We start from the raw sequence: 20,152 nt of genomic DNA on the forward strand, positions 1-20,152 counted from the left end.
TTAGAGATCGTCGCCTTGGTAGGCCTTTACCCTACCAACTAGCTAATCTCACGCAGGCTCATCTAATAGCGGAAGGCTCCGAAAAGTCCCCTCCTTTCCCCCTCAGGGCGTATGCGGTATTAGCATGCGTTTCCACATGTTGTCCCCCTCTACTAGGCAGATTCCTACGCGTTACTCACCCGTCCGCCGCTCGTCAGCAGGAGCAAGCTCCCCTGTTACCGCTCGACTTGCATGTGTTAAGCCTGCCGCCAGCGTTCAATCTGAGCCATGATCAAACTCTTCAGTTAAAAAGTTTGCTTACTCAAAATCTATTACACTAACAATAACTTAATCATCTCATCGTCCCGAAGAACAACAAAACAACATAAAGCGAATTGACGTGTTAGACGTTTCGCAAGACTTCAATTTTTTTGATCGCTCACCCACTAACAAGTTAGCCAATGTCGATCTTCTGAAGCCTCTAGCGAGCGCCCACACAAATTATCTGATTATCTATTTTAAAGAGCGTTGCCGTTACACTTAAGCCACTTCGTTTCTCTGTGAGAGTGAAGCCCTGTCCGTGTCAGCGAGGGCGTATATTAAGGATCTACAGATTTTGTGCAACCCTTTTTTTAATTAATTTTAAAATTAATTAAAAAACACCGAATACAAAAAAAGACACCGAAGTGTCTTTTTTCTGCATAGCACTCAATAAGCAGCACTAACCACCAACATAGCTCAGCATGACACCCGCAGCAACTGCAGAACCGATAACGCCAGCCACGTTTGGACCCATCGCATGCATTAACAGAAAGTTCTGTTTATTTGCTTCAAGCCCTACTTTATTTGCAACGCGGGCAGCCATTGGAACAGCAGACACACCTGCCGCACCAATCAATGGATTAATGGCATCCTGTGAGAATCTATTCATCAACTTAGCCATCAACACTCCCGCAGCGGTACCGATTGAAAAAGCAATCAGACCTAAACTTAAAATACCCAATGTCTCTAAATTCAAAAATGCTTCAGAGCTTAATTTCGAACCAACTCCTAAACCTAAGAAAATAGTCACAATATTAATCAGAGCATTTTGCGCGGTATCACTCAATCGATCAACAACACCACACTCACGCATCAAATTACCAAAACAAAACATCCCTAATAAAGGTGCCGCAGAAGGCAAAAACATCGCAACTAATAAAGTAACCACAATAGGAAATACAATTTTCTCTTTTTTAGTAACCGGGCGGAGCTGCTCCATTTTAATAGAACGCTCTTCCTTCGTTGTCAATGCGCGCATGATTGGAGGTTGAATCAATGGCACTAGCGCCATATACGAATAAGCCGCGACCGCTATCGCCCCCAGCAAATCAGGAGCCAATCGACTTGCAACGAAAATCGCCGTCGGACCATCTGCACCACCAATAATACCTATTGCAGCAGCATCAGCTAACGAAAAATCCATAACTCCTGAAGCACTTAGCAGAACAGCACCAATGACCGTTGCAAAGATACCAAACTGCGCAGCCGCACCCAGTAATAAAGTTTTAGGGTTAGCAAGCATAGGACCGAAATCCGTCATGGCACCGACACCCATAAAAATGATCAACGGGAACAGTCCTGTCTCAATACCGCCATGATAAATGTAATATTGCAGACCACCCGGAGAAACCATGTGCCCCGTTGCATCATAAACAGGCGCCGCCATAAATCCTGCACCTGGAATGTTTACAAGAACAGCACCAATACCAATTGGTAACAGCAAAAGTGGCTCAAAACCTTTCTTAATAGCCAAAAACACTAACAACAAACCAACACAGATCATCACGAACTGGCCAAATTCCAGCTGATAAATCCCCGTATCGTGATAGAGGTTTAATAGTTTATTTTCCATCTTCAATTGATCCCTTTAACTACAAAGTAAGAAGCGACTGACCCACTTGAACCGAGTCACCTTCTTTTACGTTAATAGAACCAACGACACCGGATTTAGGTGCAGATATCTCTGTCTCCATCTTCATCGCCTCTAGAATCATTACGGTATCACCTTCTTCAACTTGCTGCCCCGGAGACACAAGGACCTTGAAGATATTCCCCGCTAACGGTGAAGGAACATCAACGCCAGACGAGGCCGGAGACTCTGACGTCTGAGCTGGAGCCTGCTGCACATTAACAACGGGCTGAATATTACTAACGTCACCACCTTCTGAGACCTGGACAACAAAACTCTGCCCAGAAACAGAAACGGTATAGACGCTCGCTTCATTAGAAGACTCACCTCCTGAGGCCTGCTTATTCCCTGAGGCACCAACATCTGCAACATCACCCAAGGCCGGAGCGGGCTCAAAAGCACTCGCGTCACCACGATTTTGCAAAAATTTAAGACCTATCTGAGGAAACAAAGCATAGGTTAAAACATCGTCAATCTGATCATCAGATAATTCAATACCCTTCTCTTTTGAAAGGCCAATCAGCTCTTCAGTCAATTTGTCCATTTCAGGTGACAGCAAGTCTGCTGGTCGGCAGGTAATCGCTTCAGCACCATCCAGCACTCGCGCCTGCAGCTCTTTATTAAATTCTGCAGGAGCCGCACCATATTCGCCTTTCAAAATCCCTGCCGTTTCTTTTGATATCGACTTATAACGTTCACCCGTTAATACGTTTAACACAGCCTGAGTCCCAACAATTTGAGACGTTGGTGTCACAAGTGGGATCAAACCGAGGTCTTCACGGACTTTTGGAATTTCCTTTAACACCTCATCAAATTTGTCTGCTGCACCCTGCTCTTTCAACTGGCTCTCCATGTTAGTTAACATGCCACCAGGAACTTGAGCAATCAAAATACGAGAATCCGTACCGCGAAGAGAGCCTTCAAATTTCGCATATTTTTTTCGCACTTCGCGAAAATAAGCCGCAATTTCTTCTAGCAGCGCTAAATCCAAACCTGTATCACGATCCGTGCCTTGCAACGCCGCCACCACAGATTCCGTCGCACTATGACCATACGTCATGGACATGGAGGAAATGGCCGTATCAACTCGATCTATACCGGCCTCAATGGCTTTTAGAATCGTCATATCCGACAAACCAGATGTAGCATGCGCATGCAATTGCACTTCTAGCTGGGTTTGAGCCTTCAATAAACTAACCAGCTCAAAAGCATCATATGGCGTCAAAATGCCAGACATATCTTTTATCGCAATAGAGTCAGCCCCCATGTCCTCAAGCGTTTTGGCATAATCCACCCAATTTTTAGTGGTATGCACCCGGCTCTTGGTATAGGAGATAGTTCCCTGAGCATGCTTACCTTGTTGCTTAACTGCTTTAATGGCTGTCTCAAGGTTACGAGGGTCATTCATCGCATCAAAGATTCGGAAAACATCAACCCCATTAAAGGCTGCACGCTCAACAAATTTATTCACAACATCATCAGCATAATGACGATAACCAAGCAAATTCTGCCCACGCAACAACATCTGCTGTGGTGTTTTTGGCATCGCTTTTTTTAGCTCACGAATTCGCTCCCAAGGATCTTCACCTATAAAACGAATGCAAGAGTCAAACGTCGCACCACCCCATGATTCAAGAGACCAAAAGCCCACTTGGTCGAGCTTTTCCGCAATTGGAAGCATATCGTCAATACGCATACGCGTCGCAAACAAGGATTGATGAGCATCTCGTAAAACGACATCAGTGATGCCAAGAGGTTGCTTTGTTTTTGTCATGTTTCAGCCTCAGAAAGTTAGGAAAGGTAATGTGTATTTAAGGTTTTTTACTGTTTCTATGCTGATGAACAGCAGCGGTAATAACCGCTGTCATTTGTGCATCCACACCAGAAGAAAGCTTTTGCGAAGTTGGCTTTGACGCTACAACAACAGGCACTTCAGGAAAGACATAATTTAGCAACCGCGACATGTAACCAGTCGCAAAAATCAACACCACTAGAAACAGGAACACAAACCCCATCCCCAGCACCATCAACCCTACACCATCTTCCAGTAATCCATTCATAGCTTAGTTACCTTTTATCTCACCTTGTTTGTACAGATCTTATGTGATCAGATGCACACCCAATAGCACTGTTTATTTTTTGATGATTAGTTTTTATCACAAACCAGAACAGTTTCATATTTTTTTGCATAACAGTTAGACTTATTTCGTGAACAATTCCCTGCAAGCAACACAAAATCAAGAAAGAAAAGACATCCACAGCAGCATTGTATTAGCCGTCGCCCCAATGGAAGGTGTCATGGATCACACAATGAGAGCGCTACTCTCAAAAATTGGCGGAATGAATTACCTCGTATCAGAGTTTATCCGAGTCACTCAATACCCAATCCCATCATCAACATTCAAGCGCCAAGTACCCGAAAACCAAAACAACGCCCATACAACTTACCATCACCCAGTACATACACAACTGCTCGGCAGTAACGCCGAACTTATGGCTCAAAGTGCGCTTAATGCCATTGAAGCCGGAGCAACTCACATAGACGTTAATTTTGGCTGTCCTGCCAAGCGCGTAAACGGGCACGGAGGCGGCTCTGTCTTATTGCAAACACCAAACATCCTTCATGAAATAATGAGCGCCATAAAAAACACATTACCCAACCACATTCCGCTTTCGGCAAAAATACGTTTGGGCTATGAAGACGAAGCTCTACTGTTTGATAATGTCGCAGCAATCGAGTCGGCTGGAACCGGCACACTAACAATACACGGCAGGACAAAAAAAGATGGCTACAAACCACCCGCTCGCTGGGAGAAGATTGGAGAAATCCAAGATAAGACAACTATGGTCGTTGTTGCGAATGGCGACATCACCGATTTCGACTCACTAACGCGCTGCCAATCCGTTTCTGGCTGCAAACATTTCATGATTGGCCGAGGCGCACTCAACAACCCTTTTGTCTTCCAAGACATAAGAGCAAAACTAGATAACCAAGAAAACTCACTAAAACAAGCGTCGCTCGTCGAGCTCTTCACCGATTACAATATCGAGCTGCAAAAACACTACGACGAAGTCGCGACACTGGGTCGATTAAAACAATGGTGTGGACACTTACGATTTGGTTTTGAAGAAATCAAAGAAAACCTTCAAACCCTAAGACGCTGCAATAGCACACAAGAGCTAACGACAGTGTTTGAAAAAATACTAAGGGAGTAAGATAGAGATTAGATTTTTGAAAATAGTAAGAATGAAATATTGAAAAAAACAAGGGAGAGAATATTTTAAAATGGTGCACCCGAGAGGATTCGAACCTCTGACCGCTCGGTTCGTAGCCGAGTACTCTATCCAGCTGAGCTACGGGTGCGTAGCAGTTATTGCTTATGAATCTTAACGTGGATAACTTAAGATAGATCTAGAAAATGGTGCACCCGAGAGGATTCGAACCTCTGACCGCTCGGTTCGTAGCCGAGTACTCTATCCAGCTGAGCTACGGGTGCATAGCATTGTTCTATGTGCATTTCATTCTGGATGAAATTAAAATGCATTTTTGAAATGGTGCACCCGAGAGGATTCGAACCTCTGACCGCTCGGTTCGTAGCCGAGTACTCTATCCAGCTGAGCTACGGGTGCACTACAATTTCTTTCTTTAATCTAAAAAGGATAGCTTTCAGATTAAAACTTGAAATGGCGGAGAGTGAGGGATTCGAACCCTCGATGAGTGTTAACCCATACACCCTTAGCAGGGGCGCGCCTTCGGCCACTCGGCCAACTCTCCGTAACAAGTGGGGCGCATTATATACGACACATTTGTCTTGTAAAGGCTTTTTTAGAAATTAATCTTCTAAATCTTGGTCATCTTGTTCTTTTTGAATGCGAAGATAAATTTCTTCACGATGAACAGACACATCTTTAGGCGCATTGATACCAATACGAACCTGATTCCCTTTTACTCCTAAGACAGTGACAGAAACTTCATCACCAACCATCAAAGTTTCACCAACACGACGAGTAAGAATAAGCATAAGAGCATCTCCCTGTAATAGCTTTTAAAATTTATCTAGAAGAATTGCCCCACAAACCTTGTAGGGCAATTCCTACAAAGCTATTGTAGCCTCTCAATAAAAATTAAACCATCCATTCGTACAGGCTTTATGTATTCAATTGTTACGCTTCTCTAACACCTGGTGTTGCTTCGTTCAATTTGAATGCAGAATGTAACGCACGAACCGCCAACTCCATGTACTTCTCATCAATAATGACTGAGACTTTAATTTCAGAAGTAGAGATTAACTGAATATTAATGGACTCTGCAGCCAATGCCTTGAACATCGTGCTAGCAACACCAGCATGAGAACGCATACCCACACCAACAATAGACACCTTAGCAATCTTAGCGTCAGACAACACCGCACTTGCACCAAGCTCTTGCGCAATCAGGTTTAACGTCGACAAAGCAAGGTCGTATTCATTACGGTGAACAGTAAAGGTAAAGTCTGTTGTCCCTTCGACCGATACGTTTTGAACGATCATATCCACTTCGATGTTTGCATCACTGATAGGGCCAAGAATACGAGACGCAATTCCTGGAATATCAGGAACACCTTTTAATGTTAACTTAGCTTCATCTCTGTTAAACGCAATCCCAGAAACCGCTGGCTGCTCCATACCCTTAACCCCTTCAGTTGTTATCAATGTACCTTCACCTTCAATAAAACTAGACAGCACCCTCAGTGGCACTTGATATTTCCCTGCAAACTCTACAGAACGAATTTGCAGCACTTTAGAGCCTAGACTTGCCATTTCTAGCATTTCTTCGAATGTAATTTTATCTAGGCGTCGAGCGCTGTCCACAACGCGAGGATCGGTTGTATAAACACCATCAACATCCGTATAGATCTGACATTCATCCGCCTTCAACGCAGCGGCCAATGCCACACCAGTTGTATCAGAACCACCTCGACCTAAAGTTGTAATGTTGCCAAACTCATCAGCACCTTGAAAACCCGCCGCGACAATCACTCGACCGGAATCCAAGTCTGCGCGCATCGCTTCGGTATCAATTTTTTGAATTCGAGCTTTACCATGGGCATTGTCAGTTGTAATACGGATCTGTGAACCAGTATAAGAACGAGCGTCAAGACCACGTTTCATCAACGCCATAGAAAGTAGAGCAATAGTAACCTGCTCACCCGTTGACAAAAGCACATCCATTTCGCGAGCATTTGGCGACGGATTGATACTCTTAGCAAGATCGATCAGTCTATTAGTTTCGCCACTCATAGCAGAAACCACAACCACAATGTCATCACCTTGCTGCTTATGTTTCAGCACCCGATCAGCAACCGCCTCAATACGCTCTATTGTGCCTACCGAAGTGCCGCCGTATTTTTGAACTAACAACGCCATAATAATTCCATCATTTAAATCAAAAAGCCGAACCCAAAGCTCTGAAGGAGCAAATCGAGTTATACCCTTTCAGCAACCCAATCAGGGACTAATGCCAAAGCGGCAGACAAACCATCAGGGTTATTACCACCAGCCTGAGCCATATCAGGACGACCACCGCCTTTACCGTCTACCAAAGGCGCAACCATCTTGATTAAGTCTCCCGCCTTAACATTTTTAGTCAGTTCTTTGGTAACGCCAGCAATTAAGCTTACTTTGCCATCATTGACTGCCGCCAAAAGCACAACGGCGGATTCTAACGTGCTCTTCAACTCGTCCAGCAAATCACGCAACGCTTTTGGATCCTCCACTTCCACTTGAGCAACCAACAGCTTACCGCCATTGATGTCTACCGCTTGAGAAGCCAAGTCCGCGCCGGCCAACGCCGCCATTTTGCCTTTCAGCACATCCAATTCTTTTTGCAAACTACGGGCTTGCTCGTTCAACGCCACGACTTTGTCTAATGCGCTGTCTTTATTGCCTTTAACAATAGAAGCAATACCATCAAGAACAGACTCTGTTTGACGCGTTGTATCGATTGCCACTTTACCCGTCACCGCTTCAATACGACGTACACCGGCCGCGATGCCACTCTCTGTCACAATCTTAAAGAAGCCGATATCACCCGTACGACTAACATGCGTACCACCACACAACTCAATCGAGTAATCAGCACCCATCGTCAAAACGCGCACTTCGCTATCGTATTTCTCACCAAACAACGCCATTGCGCCTTTTGCCTTAGCCGATTCAACATCCATGATGTCTGTTTCAACAGGACGATTTAAGCGAATTTGCTCGTTTACCATGTCTTCAATCTGCTCAATTTCTGTCGCTGTTACGCCTTCAAAATGAGAGAAGTCAAAACGCAAACGCTCTGGATTCACCAGAGAGCCTTTTTGCGACACATGATCCCCTAAAATACGACGCAATGCTTCGTGCATTAAGTGAGTAGCCGAGTGATTCAATGTGGTCGCCATGCGCAAAGTACGATCAACCTCACCCGTTACCAAATCACCGATCGACAAACGACCTTCTTTTAGTTCACCGTAGTGCAAATGCGCTTTGGCTTGCTTAGTTGTATTGGACACTTTGAACGCACCCGCACCACGCAACCAACCTTGGTCGCCAACTTGGCCACCAGATTCCGCGTAAAACGGTGTAGTTTTCAAAATGACAGCGGCCACTTGACCGGCTTCAATTGCATCGACAGCCTCACCATCAACAAGGATCATCTCAACTTCACATGTGCCGTTTAGATTCTTGTAACCAGTAAATTCAGTAACAGAATCCAATTTCACACTGCTCGACATATCCATAGAGAAGTTACTGGCTGAACGAGCACGAGCACGCTGTGCGTCCATCGCCACTTCAAAGCCAGCTTCGTCTATTTCAAGATCGTTTTCACGGGCAACATCGTTGGTTAAATCCGCAGGAAAACCATACGTGTCGTAAAGTTTGAAAACGGTCTCGCCAGGGATAACTTTTTTATCGCCTAGTTCAGAGATCGCCTCTTCCAGAATTTTCATCCCTTGATCAAGGGTCTTGGCAAACTGCTCTTCTTCTTTCAGCAGAATAGAAGCCACTCGCTCTTTTAATTTTGTTAGCTCTGGGTAGGCTTCACCCATTTCACCATCAAGCGCTTCCACCAATTTATGGAAGAACACACCTTTCTGCCCTAACTTGTTACCGTGACGAATCGCGCGACGAATAATACGACGCAAAACATAACCACGACCTTCATTGGATGGAATCACACCATCAACAATCATGAAGGAACAAGAACGGATATGGTCAGCAATTACACGAAGAGATTGCTCACTCAGATCGTCAGTGCCAACCACTTGAGCAGCCGCTTTAATAAGATTTTGGAACAGGTCGATTTCGTAATTACTGTGAACACCCTGCAAAATCGCTGCAATACGCTCTAACCCCATGCCGGTATCAACAGAAGGCTTAGGCAGAGGCGCCATTTCACCGTCAGCAGAACGGTTAAATTGCATGAAAACCACGTTCCAGATTTCAATAAAGCGGTCGCCGTCTTCTTCAGGAGAACCTGGAGGCCCACCCCAAATGTGCTCACCATGATCGTAAAACACTTCAGAACAAGGACCGCATGGTCCAGTGTCACCCATTGCCCAGAAATTATCAGACTGGTAACGGCCGCCTTTGTTATCGCCGATACGAATAATTTTTTCAGCAGGCAAGCCGATGTCTTTATTCCAAATATCAAACGCTTCATCGTCTTCCGCGTAAACCGTTACCAATAATTTTTCCGTTGGCAACTTCAACACAACCGTTAAAAATTCCCACGCATAATGAATGGCGTCTTTTTTGAAATAATCACCAAAACTGAAGTTACCCAACATTTCAAAAAAAGTGTGATGACGCGCTGTGTAGCCTACGTTCTCTAAGTCGTTGTGTTTACCACCGGCTCGAACGCAACGCTGAGACGTTGTAGCACGTGAATATGGGCGAAGATCCTCCCCAAAAACACATCTTTAAACTGGACCATACCAGCATTAGTAAACAACAACGTTGGATCATTTCCAGGTATCAATGAGCTGGATTCCACGATTTGATGCTGCTTACTTTCAAAGTACGATAAAAATGACTGACGTAACTCAGAACTCTTCATAATGGGATGAGTCTCTATCTATAATTTCTGGACGAATTGGATTGCGCGGAAGGCAGTTTGACATACGCCTACCCTATGCAACGAAAAGCACAAAATAGTACACGCAAAGGATAGGTATTTTCAAAAGAAACCGCAGTAATTTGCGGCTTATTTTGTGCAAAACATAAGCAAAAGCACGATTTAAGGATATAAACCGACTTTTGCTCAGTGTTTTAAAAAGAGAATCACAAAGAATCGCTGTCTCGAATATAGCGATAATGCGGGCGGGCCGTCATTCTAGTGACAAGCTCATAACCAATGGTTCCTGCATAATCCGCAACTTCTTCAACGGGAACCTCTCCCCCCAAAGTACCACCTCTTGACCCATTGCAGGCTTATCAGCAAAATCTTGCATACGCACCGTAATCATATCCATCGACACACGCCCAGCTAAACAAGCTGGCTTCCCATCAATTTGCAATGGCGTGTCTTTTTCAGCATGGCGAGGGTAGCCATCGCCATAACCAACAGCTACGGTGGCTAAAATATGATCTTCCGCCGCGACATAACCAAGCCCATACCCAACCCTGTCGCCTTTTTTAAGCGGACGCGTTGAAATAACCTTGGACGACAATGTCATCGCCGGACGCAAACCCAAAGCACGCCCACTGACTTCTGCAAACGGCGAAATACCATACAGCATAATGCCCGGACGAATCCAACCACCTTCAGGCACACTCCACTTCATAATAGCAGCAGAGTTCGCCACACTGGCGGGGATATCACCGATCAATTGGCGCGCTTGCTCAAAGTAAGTCAACTGCTGCATCGTTGTAAGATCGGACACATCATCTGCACAAGAAAAGTGCGTCATCAAAACCACTTCACCTACCTGACCACTGTCTTTCAATGCAGAGACAAACGATGGCGCTACTTCTTTTTCCACACCAAGCCGGTGCATACCAGAATCGAGTTTAAGAAATACTTTTTCAATCTTAGCGCGGCTCGCCACCAGTTCATCCAGCTGCTGAGTGTTTTCTAATGCAGACCAAAAGCCATATTGTTCACAAAGAGCCCACTCACTGCCTTCAAACACGCCTTCCAACAGCAAGATCGGCGACGTTACTCCCGCATCACGTAACGCCATCGCTTCTTCAATAGCCGCTACCGCAAACGCATCCACCTCTTCATCCAAATATCGAGATACCTCGACAGCACCATGTCCATAAGCATTACTTTTAACCACAGCAAACGCTTTGCATGTCGGTTGTAGTTTTTTTGCATAGCGATAGTTCTGCAGTATTGCATCTAAATCTACCGTTGCCGTGAGTGGCCTTGCCATTTTTACCCCTTAAACTTTTACCGCGATTTATTACTGATAACGTTGTACAGAAAGATCCTGTGAATCGATCTCGGTCTTATCGCCTGACATAATATCCGCTATCACTGCCGCAGAACCGCAACTCATCGTCCAACCTAATGTTCCATGACCCGTATTCAAATACAAACCGTCAATACCTGTTCGCCCAACAATCGGCGTACCATCTGGCGTCATTGGGCGCAGCCCCGTCCAATACTCAGCCTGCGACAAGTCACACCCCTGATTAAACAAATCATGCACGACATGTGTAATGGTCTCGGTACGAACTTTCGGCAAATCAAGATTGTAACCATTAAGTTCCGCAGTTCCTGCCGCGCGGATACGACCACCCAGTCGAGTAACAGCAACTTTATAGGTTTCATCCATTACCGTGGAAACGGGGGCAAACTGTGAATCAGTGATATCCACCGTCAGGGAATACCCTTTCACAGGGTAAATAGGCACTGAAATATCGATCGCTTTGAGCAACTCTTTTGAGTAACTGCCCATAGACACCAAAACATTATCAAACTCAAAGTCACCTTGATCCGTTTTAATGGCACGTACTTTACCAGCTTCCACAATCAAGCGCTCGACTGGGAGGCCAAATTTAAATGTCACCCCCAGCGCATCACAATGCTTTTTCAGCTCTTGACAAAAAACAAAGCAATCCCCCGTTTCATCACCAGTAAGACGTAAACCGCCTTTAAATTTATCAATCACCGGTGCAAGACCAGGCTCAACGTCAAGAATTTGTGCTGGCGTTAGCACCTGATGAGGAACATTGAGTGCTTTAAGTACTTTTATGTCTTTTACAGAGGCCTCGACTTGTTCGTCCTTACGAAAAAGCTGAGTCAAACCACCCTGACCGTCATCGTACTTAATACCAATATCTTTTCGCATAGCAATAAACTGATCACGACTGTATTCAGCCAAAGCCACCATACGAGACTTGTTGACGTCATAAGCCGATTCCGTGCAATTCGCCAACATCTTTCCCATCCAGGCCAATTTTTTCAGTTCTGGATCAGCGCTAACCTTTAATGGCGCGTGTTTTTGCATTAGCCATTTGATGGCTTTAAACGGAATACCAGGTGCCGCCCAAGGAGCAGAATAACCAGGGGAAATCTGCCCCGCATTAGCGAAGCTTGTTTCTAATGCCACCCCTTCCTGACGGTCAACAACCGTCACATCAAAGCCCTTCTTGGCCAAATAATAAGCTGACGTTAAACCAACAACACCCGCACCTAACACGCAAACACGCATAGAAAAACCTCAAACAGTGATAAAGTCATATCGCCCATAATCACACAAGATATATAGTTTTATCACCTTATTTAAAGCCATATAAAAGAATAAAAAACCACAAAATTGCAATTATTTAGTTAATCAGAAATGAAAATGAAAAACTCTCTCCCGCCTGATAAAATGTCCATTCAATTCAGCAACGAAAGACGCCATGATGAATGAACAAAAAATCTCACCTTTTGATCAAGCTCTGTCTATATTGAGCCACAGAGAGCACAGCACAAAAGAACTCGTCACCAAGCTGAAAAACAAAGGACACTCAGAAGACGATATTGATGCAACCATTGAGCGTCTAGAAGAGATCAACTATTTAAACGATGAACGCTTCGCGGAAATGTTTGTAAGAAGTCGTTTGAGTAAACCTCTTGGGGCAAGCCGAATACACCAAGAACTTATACAAAAAGGAATTAATAGCGAACTCGCAAAAACAGCCATTGCTGACGCCGATGCGGATTGGTTCGAGCTAGCAAAGCAGCTAAAAGAAAGAAAATTTGGTGAAGAGTCCACCACAGACTTTAAAGAAAAAGCCAAACAGACGCGCTACCTTTTGTACCGCGGTTTTGATTTCGAACAAATAAAATACGCACTGTCTGTGCAAGATGACAACTAATCGCCCTGATTATTCTTTGTCTTCCTTAGCCATCAATGCCGTTAAGTATCGTTCTTCCATCTCTACGTATTTTTTCTGAACCGTTTCAATTTTGTTGTCGAGATCGTCTATTTTTTTCTGCAACTTAAGCGCTTCTTCAGACTGATCTCGACCATCATATATTTCCGCTTCCAAACGTTTACGCTCTTCATTAAGCTCGTCGTTTATCTCTTTGAGGTTTTCAACCTCCTCCAAATCTTGACTCGCAAGAAGATCAAGGTCTGAACCGCTTACTGCCACAACGTCATCAGGATGATTTAACTTGTATTCTAGAGTTTCATGAAGGACGTGTGCATTTTCCAAATCACGCTCTAGCATTTCCACATACAATTCAGATTCATTCACCATTTGACGCAAAGAAGCGAGTTTAGCAACTTGTTCATTAGCATACGCATCGGACGCTTCAGTAAAGGAGTCTTGGTACAATAGATCTTCTATGTTTTTCATGGTGTTACGCTCTTCTTCGATAACACCATAAATATCCATAGACGGAGAAGCCGATTGTTTTTTTGCTCCAGTAAGGCTTTTTTCTTTTTCAGTGCTTCATCCCGTTTAATCGCATCGATATTCAGGTTGTAGCGAATGGTTTGTAAACTGAGTAACTTGGACTCCAAACGCTTCACGACTCGGCCACTTTCAAGCAGCGTTTTTTCCAGTCTCACAATCAACACATCGTATGCGCTAATATTTTTTCCTACCCCTTCATTACCAGCCTTAGCTTCATGAACCTGTGTTTTTAATCCTTCAATAATCGTTTTTTGGTACGCCGCCAACTCTTTCAAGCTGGTCACTTTGCTGTCCAACTCAGTACGAACAGAATCCAAGAAGCCCGACTCACCGGCCTCTTCAACAAACGCCTCCAGTACGTTGACATAAGAAGCATTTTCACCGCCAGCTTTGACTTCCTCCAAATGCTGTTTCAATCGGTCTAAAAATTCACACATACTGGCCATTTCGGCTCGAAGCGATGCAAGCGATTCGTCCAGCTCGGCCTCCTTTGCCAGCGCGCTTTGCAATTCTGCCAATTCATCATTCAATTCAGACGTAATATTAACTTCATCAAATACCTTATCGCTGGCCTTCTGAATCACTTTATTCAGTTCATTTAACAGGGATTGATTGACTTTTAACGACTTCAATAAAGCATCAATTTCTTGCGCGCGATCCACACGATCCAAAAGACTCTTAAAGACACCTAGTAGCATTAAGGCCTTATCATTCGGTACGGAATGTTCAATGATGTGTGTCTCAACATCTAAAAAAGTGGCCCAACAAGACAGCGCAGATCGACCTTGGAAATCCTGTTTTGGTAACGCTGTAAGCAAACGAGTGCATATCAGCCGCTGCTGCTTTAACAACGCTAACCACTCCTGCTTTTCACTTTCTGAAACCATCGTCAAATCATTTTTCACCCCAGAAGCATCCCCTCCCGCGCGCTCTGGTGTGGAGCCTTGAGCCTCTCTTTTTAAGGCAAAATAGCGAACAACAAAAAATACAAGCGAAACCGACAGTAACGCACTTATAACAACAAGCCCCCAGTGCCAAACTAACATATCGATGACACCTCCTTTTGAATAAGCAAAGAAAACATCTTAAAAGGTTCACGACAAAGAAACCATCAAACCTACAATATTTAACGCACACACCACAAAAACAAAAAAAGCAGACACAAGGCCTGCTTTTTTTCAGTTCAAAACTAGATTCGATTTAGAAATCTAGCTGTTCGACTTCTTCTTCCGCTTCTTTGGCAGAGGCATTAGCTTTTACATCAGCCTTTTTAGGCAATAAGTCTTCACGAATTTTGGCTTCAATTTCTTGTGCTATTTCTGGATTGTCCGCAAGGAATTGCGCAGCATTCGCCTTACCTTGACCTATTTTATTGCCACCGTATGCATACCAAGCACCTGCTTTATCGACGAAACCTTGTTTAACACCCAAATCAATGACTTCGCCCATGCGATAAATACCCGCACCGTACATAATTTGGAATTCTGTTTGTTTGAAAGGCGGCGCTATTTTGTTTTTTACTACTTTAACGCGGGTTTCGTTACCAATCACTTCATCGCCCTGTTTCACAGAACCAATCCGACGAATGTCCAAACGTACAGAAGAGTAAAATTTAAGTGCGTTACCACCCGTTGTGGTTTCTGGAGAGCCAAACATCACACCAATTTTCATACGAATTTGGTTGATAAAGATAACAAGGCAGTTTGCGTTCTTAATGGAACCCGTCAATTTACGCATCGCTTGCGATAACAAACGTGCCTGAACACCAACAGAAGAACTGCCCATTTCACCTTCAATCTCAGACTTAGGCACCAACGCCGCAACAGAATCGACAATAACAACGTCCACACTGTTAGAACGCACCAGCATGTCAACGATTTCAAGCGCTTGCTCACCGGTATCCGGTTGAGAAATGAGCAGGTCTTCGATATTTACACCCAACTTCTCTGCGTAAGAAGGGTCAAGCGCATGCTCTGCATCGATAAACGCACATGTTTTGCCTTGTTTTTGAGCTTCCGCAATAACACTCAATGTAAGCGTCGTTTTGCCTGAAGACTCTGGTCCGTAGATTTCGCAAATACGGCCATAAGGAAGTCCACCCGCACCCAAAGCAATGTCCAGACCCAAAGATCCAGTAGAAACCGTATCAATATCAAGCTTGGTACCTTCACCCATCTTCATGATGGCGCCTTTACCAAATTGACGCTCGATCTGAGACAGCGCTGCGTCTAACGCCTTTTTCTTGTTGTCTGCAATAGATGACATGATGAATTCCTTGTTGCTACTTTCGTTGTGATTAGTTGTCGTTGGGGGTAACTTTATCGTTTTTTTAAAGCAATCTCAAGAAATACTGTATATAAAAACAGTATTATTTTTCGCCCGTTTTAAACATCTCATTCACACCCTTTAACGCCGCCAAAACTGTCGCCTCTCTTACCGCCTGACGATCCCCAGAAAATTGAAAACGCACCACCCTCGACTCTTCACCTAACCGCTGCCAGCCAATGTAAACACAACCAACAGGCTTCTCTGGTGAGCCACCTCCAGGGCCTGCGACACCGCTCACCGCAACAGAAACATCGCCACCCAATTGCAACGCACCTGCGCACATCTCTTTTACTGTTTGTTCAGACACAGCACCAAATGACGACAAGGTTGCCTCTTTCACACACAAACCTTGAATTTTTGCGTCATTGGCGTAACTGATAACGCCACCAAAAAACCATGACGAGCTGCCCGCTATTTCGGTACATGCCGCACCAATTAAGCCACCAGTGCAAGACTCCGCGGTTACCAGCATCAATCCGCTTGCTTGCAAAGATTCTCCAACTTGTTGTGCCACGAATGCGATTTCTTGCGTTTGATTCATTCTCGTTATCCCTTAAATCCTAGGAAAATATCCCGTAGAATACCCGTCTATTTTTTGGATCACAATCGAGCTTTCCCTGATGAGTAAAACACCAGCAGATAACCATACACCCATGATGCGCCAGTACTTTGGCCTAAAGTCACAGCATCCTAACCAACTGCTATTTTATCGAATGGGTGACTTTTACGAGCTTTTTTATGACGACGCCAAACGCGCCTCACAATTACTTGATATTACCCTGACTGCGCGTGGTCACTCCGGCGGCCTGCCCATTCCAATGGCAGGCATCCCCTTCCATGCAGCAGAAAACTACATAGCTCGACTGGTTCGTATGGGAGAATCCGTTGTTGTTGCAGAACAAACCGGTGATCCTGCCACCAGCAAAGGCCCCGTTGAACGTCAAATTGCTCGCATCGTCACGCCCGGAACCATCAGCGACGAGGCTTTTTTAGAGGAAAAGCGCGAAAACCTTTTACTCTCTCTTGCTCACCAGTCTCGTAAAGGATTGGATGTGTTTGGTTTTTCTTACCTTGATATGGCCAGTGGCCGTTTTTGTCTGTTTGAGGTCGATGGCCACGAAGCACTTTCGAGTGAGCTGCAGCGTTTATCGCCAAGAGAAATCTTAATCTCCGAAGATTTCCCAGCGCGGAAGACATTGAAGCTGGAAAAAGGCATTTCAGAACTCGGCCCTTGGCATTTTGACTATGAATCCAGCTACCGCCAACTTATTCAGCAGTTCAACACCAAAGACCTATCAGGATTTGGCTGTGAAGCATTAACCGCAGCCATTGCCTCTGCTGGCGCGCTACTGCAATACGCCAAAGACACACAGCGATCAGCCTTGCCACACATTCAATCCATCATGGTGGAACATAAGGACGATTCGGTACTCATCGATGGAGCAACGCGTCGTAACCTGGAAATCGACATCAACCTAACAGGTGGGACAAGTAACACCTTGGTGGAAGTACTTGACGAGTGTGCAACACCGATGGGAAGCCGTTTGCTAAAACGCTGGTTACACACGCCCATTCGTGATTTAAGTGAAATTCAAGCCCGCCAACAAGTCATCGCAGAGCTCAAAGAGCCACGCGCTTACGATCAATTTGAAGCACCACTGAAAAAAGTCGGGGATTTGGAGCGCATACTGTCGCGAGTCGCCCTTCGCTCCGCACGCCCTAGAGATTTATTGCGCCTGAGATTTGCCCTAGACGCTGCACCAGAAATCAATGAATTGCTAGCAAACGCAAAATCGCCGCGCCTGTCAGAACTGAGCGAGCGCATCATTGCCCAACCAAATACCACCGAAACCTTAGCAAAAGCACTGGTTGAAAACCCACCTTCCGTCGTGCGTGATGGGGGGATATTTGCGAAAGGTTACGACGAAGAGTTAGATGAACTCTTGGCTTTATCCACCAACGCCACCGACTTTCTGGCTGAAATGGAACGCAGCGAAAAAGCCCGTACTGGCATCAGCTCGTTAAAAGTCGGCTTCAATCGTGTACATGGCTATTACATTGAAATCAGCCGCCTGCATTCCGATCAAGCGCCAGTGGAATACATTCGACGCCAAACACTGAAGAATGCCGAGCGATTTATCACCCCCGAGTTAAAAGCATTCGAAGACAAGGCCCTCAGCGCAAAATCCAAATCCCTCGCCCGAGAAAAAGAACTGTATGAAACGCTTCTTGATCAGCTGAACGCAATATTAGGTGAACTACAGACAACCAGTCAGGCGCTGGCGCAACTGGATGTGTTAAACAATTTTGCAGAACGTGCCGACACCTTAAACTTCACCTGCCCTGAACTACACAATCGCGGCGGCATTCACATTGTTGGTGGCCGCCATCCTGTGGTGGAATCGGTTATATCTGAACCTTTTATCCCCAACGACCTTGATCTCAACAAAAAACGCTCGCTGCTGATGATTACTGGTCCAAATATGGGTGGTAAATCCACTTATATGCGCCAAATCGCTCTCATCACTTTGTTAGCGCATACCGGTTGTTTCGTACCAGCAGAGGCGGCGTCTATTTCCGTCGTAGACCGTATTTTTACGCGAATGGGGTCATCGGACGACCTTGCAGGCGGCCGCTCCACCTTCATGGTAGAAATGACCGAAACGGCCAACATCTTAAACAACGCCAGCAAAAACAGCTTGGTACTGATGGATGAGGTTGGACGCGGCACCAGCACATTCGACGGACTCTCGTTGGCTTGGGCTGCCGTAGACTACTTAGCCAAAAAATTACAATGTTATGTGCTTTTTGCCACTCATTATTTCGAGCTCACCACGCTTGCAGACCAATTGGAGAACGCCGCAAACGTTCATTTAACCGCCACAGAATACGATGATGAAATCGTTTTCTTACATAAAGTACATGAAGGCCCTGCAAGCCAATCATACGGACTGCAAGTCGCTCAATTGGCTGGCGTGCCAAGAGATGTCATTGGACACGCGAAGCAAAAACTTAAAGAGTTAGAAGTGGTGACTGGCATTGAGACGCACTCCATTACTTCAAAGCCCTCCGCAACTTCGTCGAGTAAAACCAAAAGCAATCTTCAAGAGAAGCAAACCAGCTATCAACCTCAACAGGTCGACATGTTTGCTCAAGCCGAACAAAACACCTTGAAAAACGCTCTTGAAGAAATGGATTTAGACAACATGACACCATTCGACGCCATGACGGCACTTTATAAACTGAAGTCTCAGATGTCGCTGACATAAGCTGCTGTGGATATAAGCTAATAGCAGATAAATGTAGACTATTTTCGATTGTTGCTTGCCGCGAAATAGTCTATACCACTAAAATAGTGCGCAATCATTTTTTATAGCTTGTAAGGAGAAGTCGAATGGCTTTCATCGTTACCGATAACTGCATTCGCTGCAAATACACTGACTGTGTCGAAGTATGTCCTGTTGACTGCTTCTATGAAGGTCCAAACTTTTTGGCCATCAATCCTGACGAGTGCATCGACTGCGCATTGTGCGAACCAGAGTGTCCAGCCAACGCTATCTTCTCTGAAGACGAGTTACCGGAAGACCAAGAAGTGTTTGTTGAATTGAACCGTGACCTGTCTTTGATTTGGCCAAACATTGCCGAGAAAAAAGACGCGCTTCCTGATGCGGCGCAATGGGATGGTGTTGAAGATAAATTAGAGCATTTAGAGCGCTAATGTCATCCTAAGACAAATCAAAAAAAAGCGACGTCTCAGTCGCTTTTTTTTGATTTGAATATTGGCGACAGTAAGTTTTAGGCAAAAAAAAGGGCGCCTATTGGCAACCCTACTTTTTGCTCACTTCCTGTTAAGCAACTCTTCCGATGAGTAAAACATCATTGTTCGCGCAACCCTAACGCTTCCAAACTGTCCTTCGTCACATGGTGCATTCCATCAAACCATGGTATTCCTATGGACCATCCGTTTTCCATGAACATCCCAGTTCAATCCTTAACACCATCTTTGGT

The 20,152-nt window shown here is 45.0% G+C and carries 15 protein-coding genes, 4 tRNA genes, 1 rRNA gene and 1 pseudogene (1 of these 21 running past the window's edge); 4 read left to right on the forward strand and 17 right to left on the reverse strand.

The window, feature by feature from the left end; all coding sequences use genetic code 11:
- The 4 genes from N5P32_RS04590 to N5P32_RS04605 form a co-directional block, all read right to left on the reverse strand.
- A 16S ribosomal RNA gene (locus N5P32_RS04590) occupies nucleotides 1-287 on the reverse strand; it reaches 1,253 nt to the left of the window's first position.
- Between the two features lie 413 nt (nucleotides 288-700).
- Entirely contained in the window at nucleotides 701-1,873 is a 1,173-nt protein-coding gene (locus N5P32_RS04595) for a sodium ion-translocating decarboxylase subunit beta (protein WP_265727975.1), read from the reverse strand.
- A gap of 19 nt (nucleotides 1,874-1,892) precedes the next feature.
- Nucleotides 1,893-3,704, reverse strand: coding sequence for a sodium-extruding oxaloacetate decarboxylase subunit alpha (oadA, locus tag N5P32_RS04600; RefSeq protein WP_265727976.1), 1,812 nt, complete (start codon nucleotides 3,702-3,704; stop codon nucleotides 1,893-1,895).
- A 37-nt stretch (nucleotides 3,705-3,741) separates the two neighbouring features.
- The gene (locus N5P32_RS04605; RefSeq protein ID WP_265727977.1) at nucleotides 3,742-3,990 is read right to left on the reverse strand and encodes an OadG family protein; all 249 of its coding nucleotides are present in this window, start codon (nucleotides 3,988-3,990) and stop codon (nucleotides 3,742-3,744) included.
- A gap of 148 nt (nucleotides 3,991-4,138) precedes the next feature.
- Here N5P32_RS04605 and N5P32_RS04610 point away from each other — a divergent pair, with 148 nt between their 5' ends.
- On the forward strand, nucleotides 4,139-5,146 hold the full coding sequence (locus N5P32_RS04610; protein WP_265727978.1) for a tRNA dihydrouridine synthase: 1,008 nt from the start codon (nucleotides 4,139-4,141) through the stop codon (nucleotides 5,144-5,146).
- Between the two features lie 71 nt (nucleotides 5,147-5,217).
- Here N5P32_RS04610 and N5P32_RS04615 read toward each other — a convergent pair.
- The 9 genes and pseudogenes from N5P32_RS04615 to N5P32_RS04655 all read right to left on the reverse strand — a co-directional run bounded on the left by N5P32_RS04615 (nucleotide 5,218) and on the right by N5P32_RS04655 (nucleotide 12,618).
- Nucleotides 5,218-5,294: transfer RNA gene (locus N5P32_RS04615), tRNA-Arg, on the reverse strand.
- 56 nt (nucleotides 5,295-5,350) lie between these two features.
- Nucleotides 5,351-5,427, reverse strand: a tRNA-Arg gene (locus tag N5P32_RS04620).
- 56 nt (nucleotides 5,428-5,483) lie between these two features.
- Nucleotides 5,484-5,560, reverse strand: a tRNA-Arg gene (locus tag N5P32_RS04625).
- A 55-nt stretch (nucleotides 5,561-5,615) separates the two neighbouring features.
- Nucleotides 5,616-5,705, reverse strand: a tRNA-Ser gene (locus N5P32_RS04630).
- A gap of 58 nt (nucleotides 5,706-5,763) precedes the next feature.
- Nucleotides 5,764-5,952, reverse strand: a complete 189-nt coding sequence (csrA, locus tag N5P32_RS04635) for a carbon storage regulator CsrA (protein ID WP_110577005.1) — start codon at nucleotides 5,950-5,952, stop codon at nucleotides 5,764-5,766.
- A 142-nt stretch (nucleotides 5,953-6,094) separates the two neighbouring features.
- Nucleotides 6,095-7,336 (reverse strand): aspartate kinase, encoded by a 1,242-nt coding sequence (locus N5P32_RS04640; RefSeq protein ID WP_265727979.1) that lies wholly within the window; start codon nucleotides 7,334-7,336, stop codon nucleotides 6,095-6,097.
- Between the two features lie 59 nt (nucleotides 7,337-7,395).
- Nucleotides 7,396-10,013: pseudogene (alaS, locus tag N5P32_RS04645) on the reverse strand (alanine--tRNA ligase).
- 271 nt (nucleotides 10,014-10,284) lie between these two features.
- Nucleotides 10,285-11,334 carry an alanine racemase gene (alr, locus tag N5P32_RS04650; RefSeq protein WP_265727980.1) on the reverse strand — a complete coding sequence of 350 codons (1,050 nt, stop codon included), beginning with the start codon at nucleotides 11,332-11,334 and terminating at the stop codon, nucleotides 10,285-10,287.
- Between the two features lie 30 nt (nucleotides 11,335-11,364).
- Nucleotides 11,365-12,618 (reverse strand): D-amino acid dehydrogenase, encoded by a 1,254-nt coding sequence (locus tag N5P32_RS04655; protein WP_265727981.1) that lies wholly within the window; start codon nucleotides 12,616-12,618, stop codon nucleotides 11,365-11,367.
- A 193-nt stretch (nucleotides 12,619-12,811) separates the two neighbouring features.
- Here N5P32_RS04655 and recX point away from each other — a divergent pair, with 193 nt between their 5' ends.
- Nucleotides 12,812-13,270, forward strand: a complete 459-nt coding sequence (gene recX / locus N5P32_RS04660; RefSeq protein ID WP_265727982.1) for a recombination regulator RecX — start codon at nucleotides 12,812-12,814, stop codon at nucleotides 13,268-13,270.
- A gap of 9 nt (nucleotides 13,271-13,279) precedes the next feature.
- Here the strand turns inward: recX and N5P32_RS04665 are convergent, their stop codons facing one another.
- The 4 genes from N5P32_RS04665 to N5P32_RS04680 form a co-directional block, all read right to left on the reverse strand.
- On the reverse strand, nucleotides 13,280-13,795 hold the full coding sequence (locus N5P32_RS04665; RefSeq protein ID WP_265727983.1) for a hypothetical protein: 516 nt from the start codon (nucleotides 13,793-13,795) through the stop codon (nucleotides 13,280-13,282).
- Entirely contained in the window at nucleotides 13,753-14,862 is a 1,110-nt protein-coding gene (locus N5P32_RS04670; RefSeq protein ID WP_265727984.1) for a coiled-coil domain-containing protein, read from the reverse strand. The genes N5P32_RS04665 and N5P32_RS04670 overlap by 43 nt, the downstream gene beginning before the upstream one ends.
- A 154-nt stretch (nucleotides 14,863-15,016) precedes the next feature.
- Nucleotides 15,017-16,081, reverse strand: a complete 1,065-nt coding sequence (gene recA, locus N5P32_RS04675; RefSeq protein ID WP_265727985.1) for a recombinase RecA — start codon at nucleotides 16,079-16,081, stop codon at nucleotides 15,017-15,019.
- Between the two features lie 103 nt (nucleotides 16,082-16,184).
- A complete protein-coding gene (locus N5P32_RS04680) occupies nucleotides 16,185-16,685 on the reverse strand; it encodes a CinA family protein (RefSeq protein ID WP_265727986.1) in 501 nt (166 codons plus the stop codon).
- 79 nt (nucleotides 16,686-16,764) lie between these two features.
- Between N5P32_RS04680 and mutS the strand changes: the two genes are divergently transcribed.
- Both mutS and fdxA read left to right on the forward strand, forming a co-directional pair.
- On the forward strand, nucleotides 16,765-19,413 hold the full coding sequence (gene mutS, locus N5P32_RS04685) for a DNA mismatch repair protein MutS (protein WP_265727987.1): 2,649 nt from the start codon (nucleotides 16,765-16,767) through the stop codon (nucleotides 19,411-19,413).
- 125 nt (nucleotides 19,414-19,538) lie between these two features.
- Entirely contained in the window at nucleotides 19,539-19,862 is a 324-nt protein-coding gene (gene fdxA / locus N5P32_RS04690) for a ferredoxin FdxA (RefSeq protein ID WP_012071401.1), read from the forward strand.
- The last annotated feature ends 290 nt before the right edge of the window (nucleotides 19,863-20,152 follow it).

This window comes from Marinomonas pontica (genome assembly GCF_026191375.1).
Lineage (GTDB): Bacteria > Pseudomonadota > Gammaproteobacteria > Pseudomonadales > Marinomonadaceae > Marinomonas > Marinomonas pontica.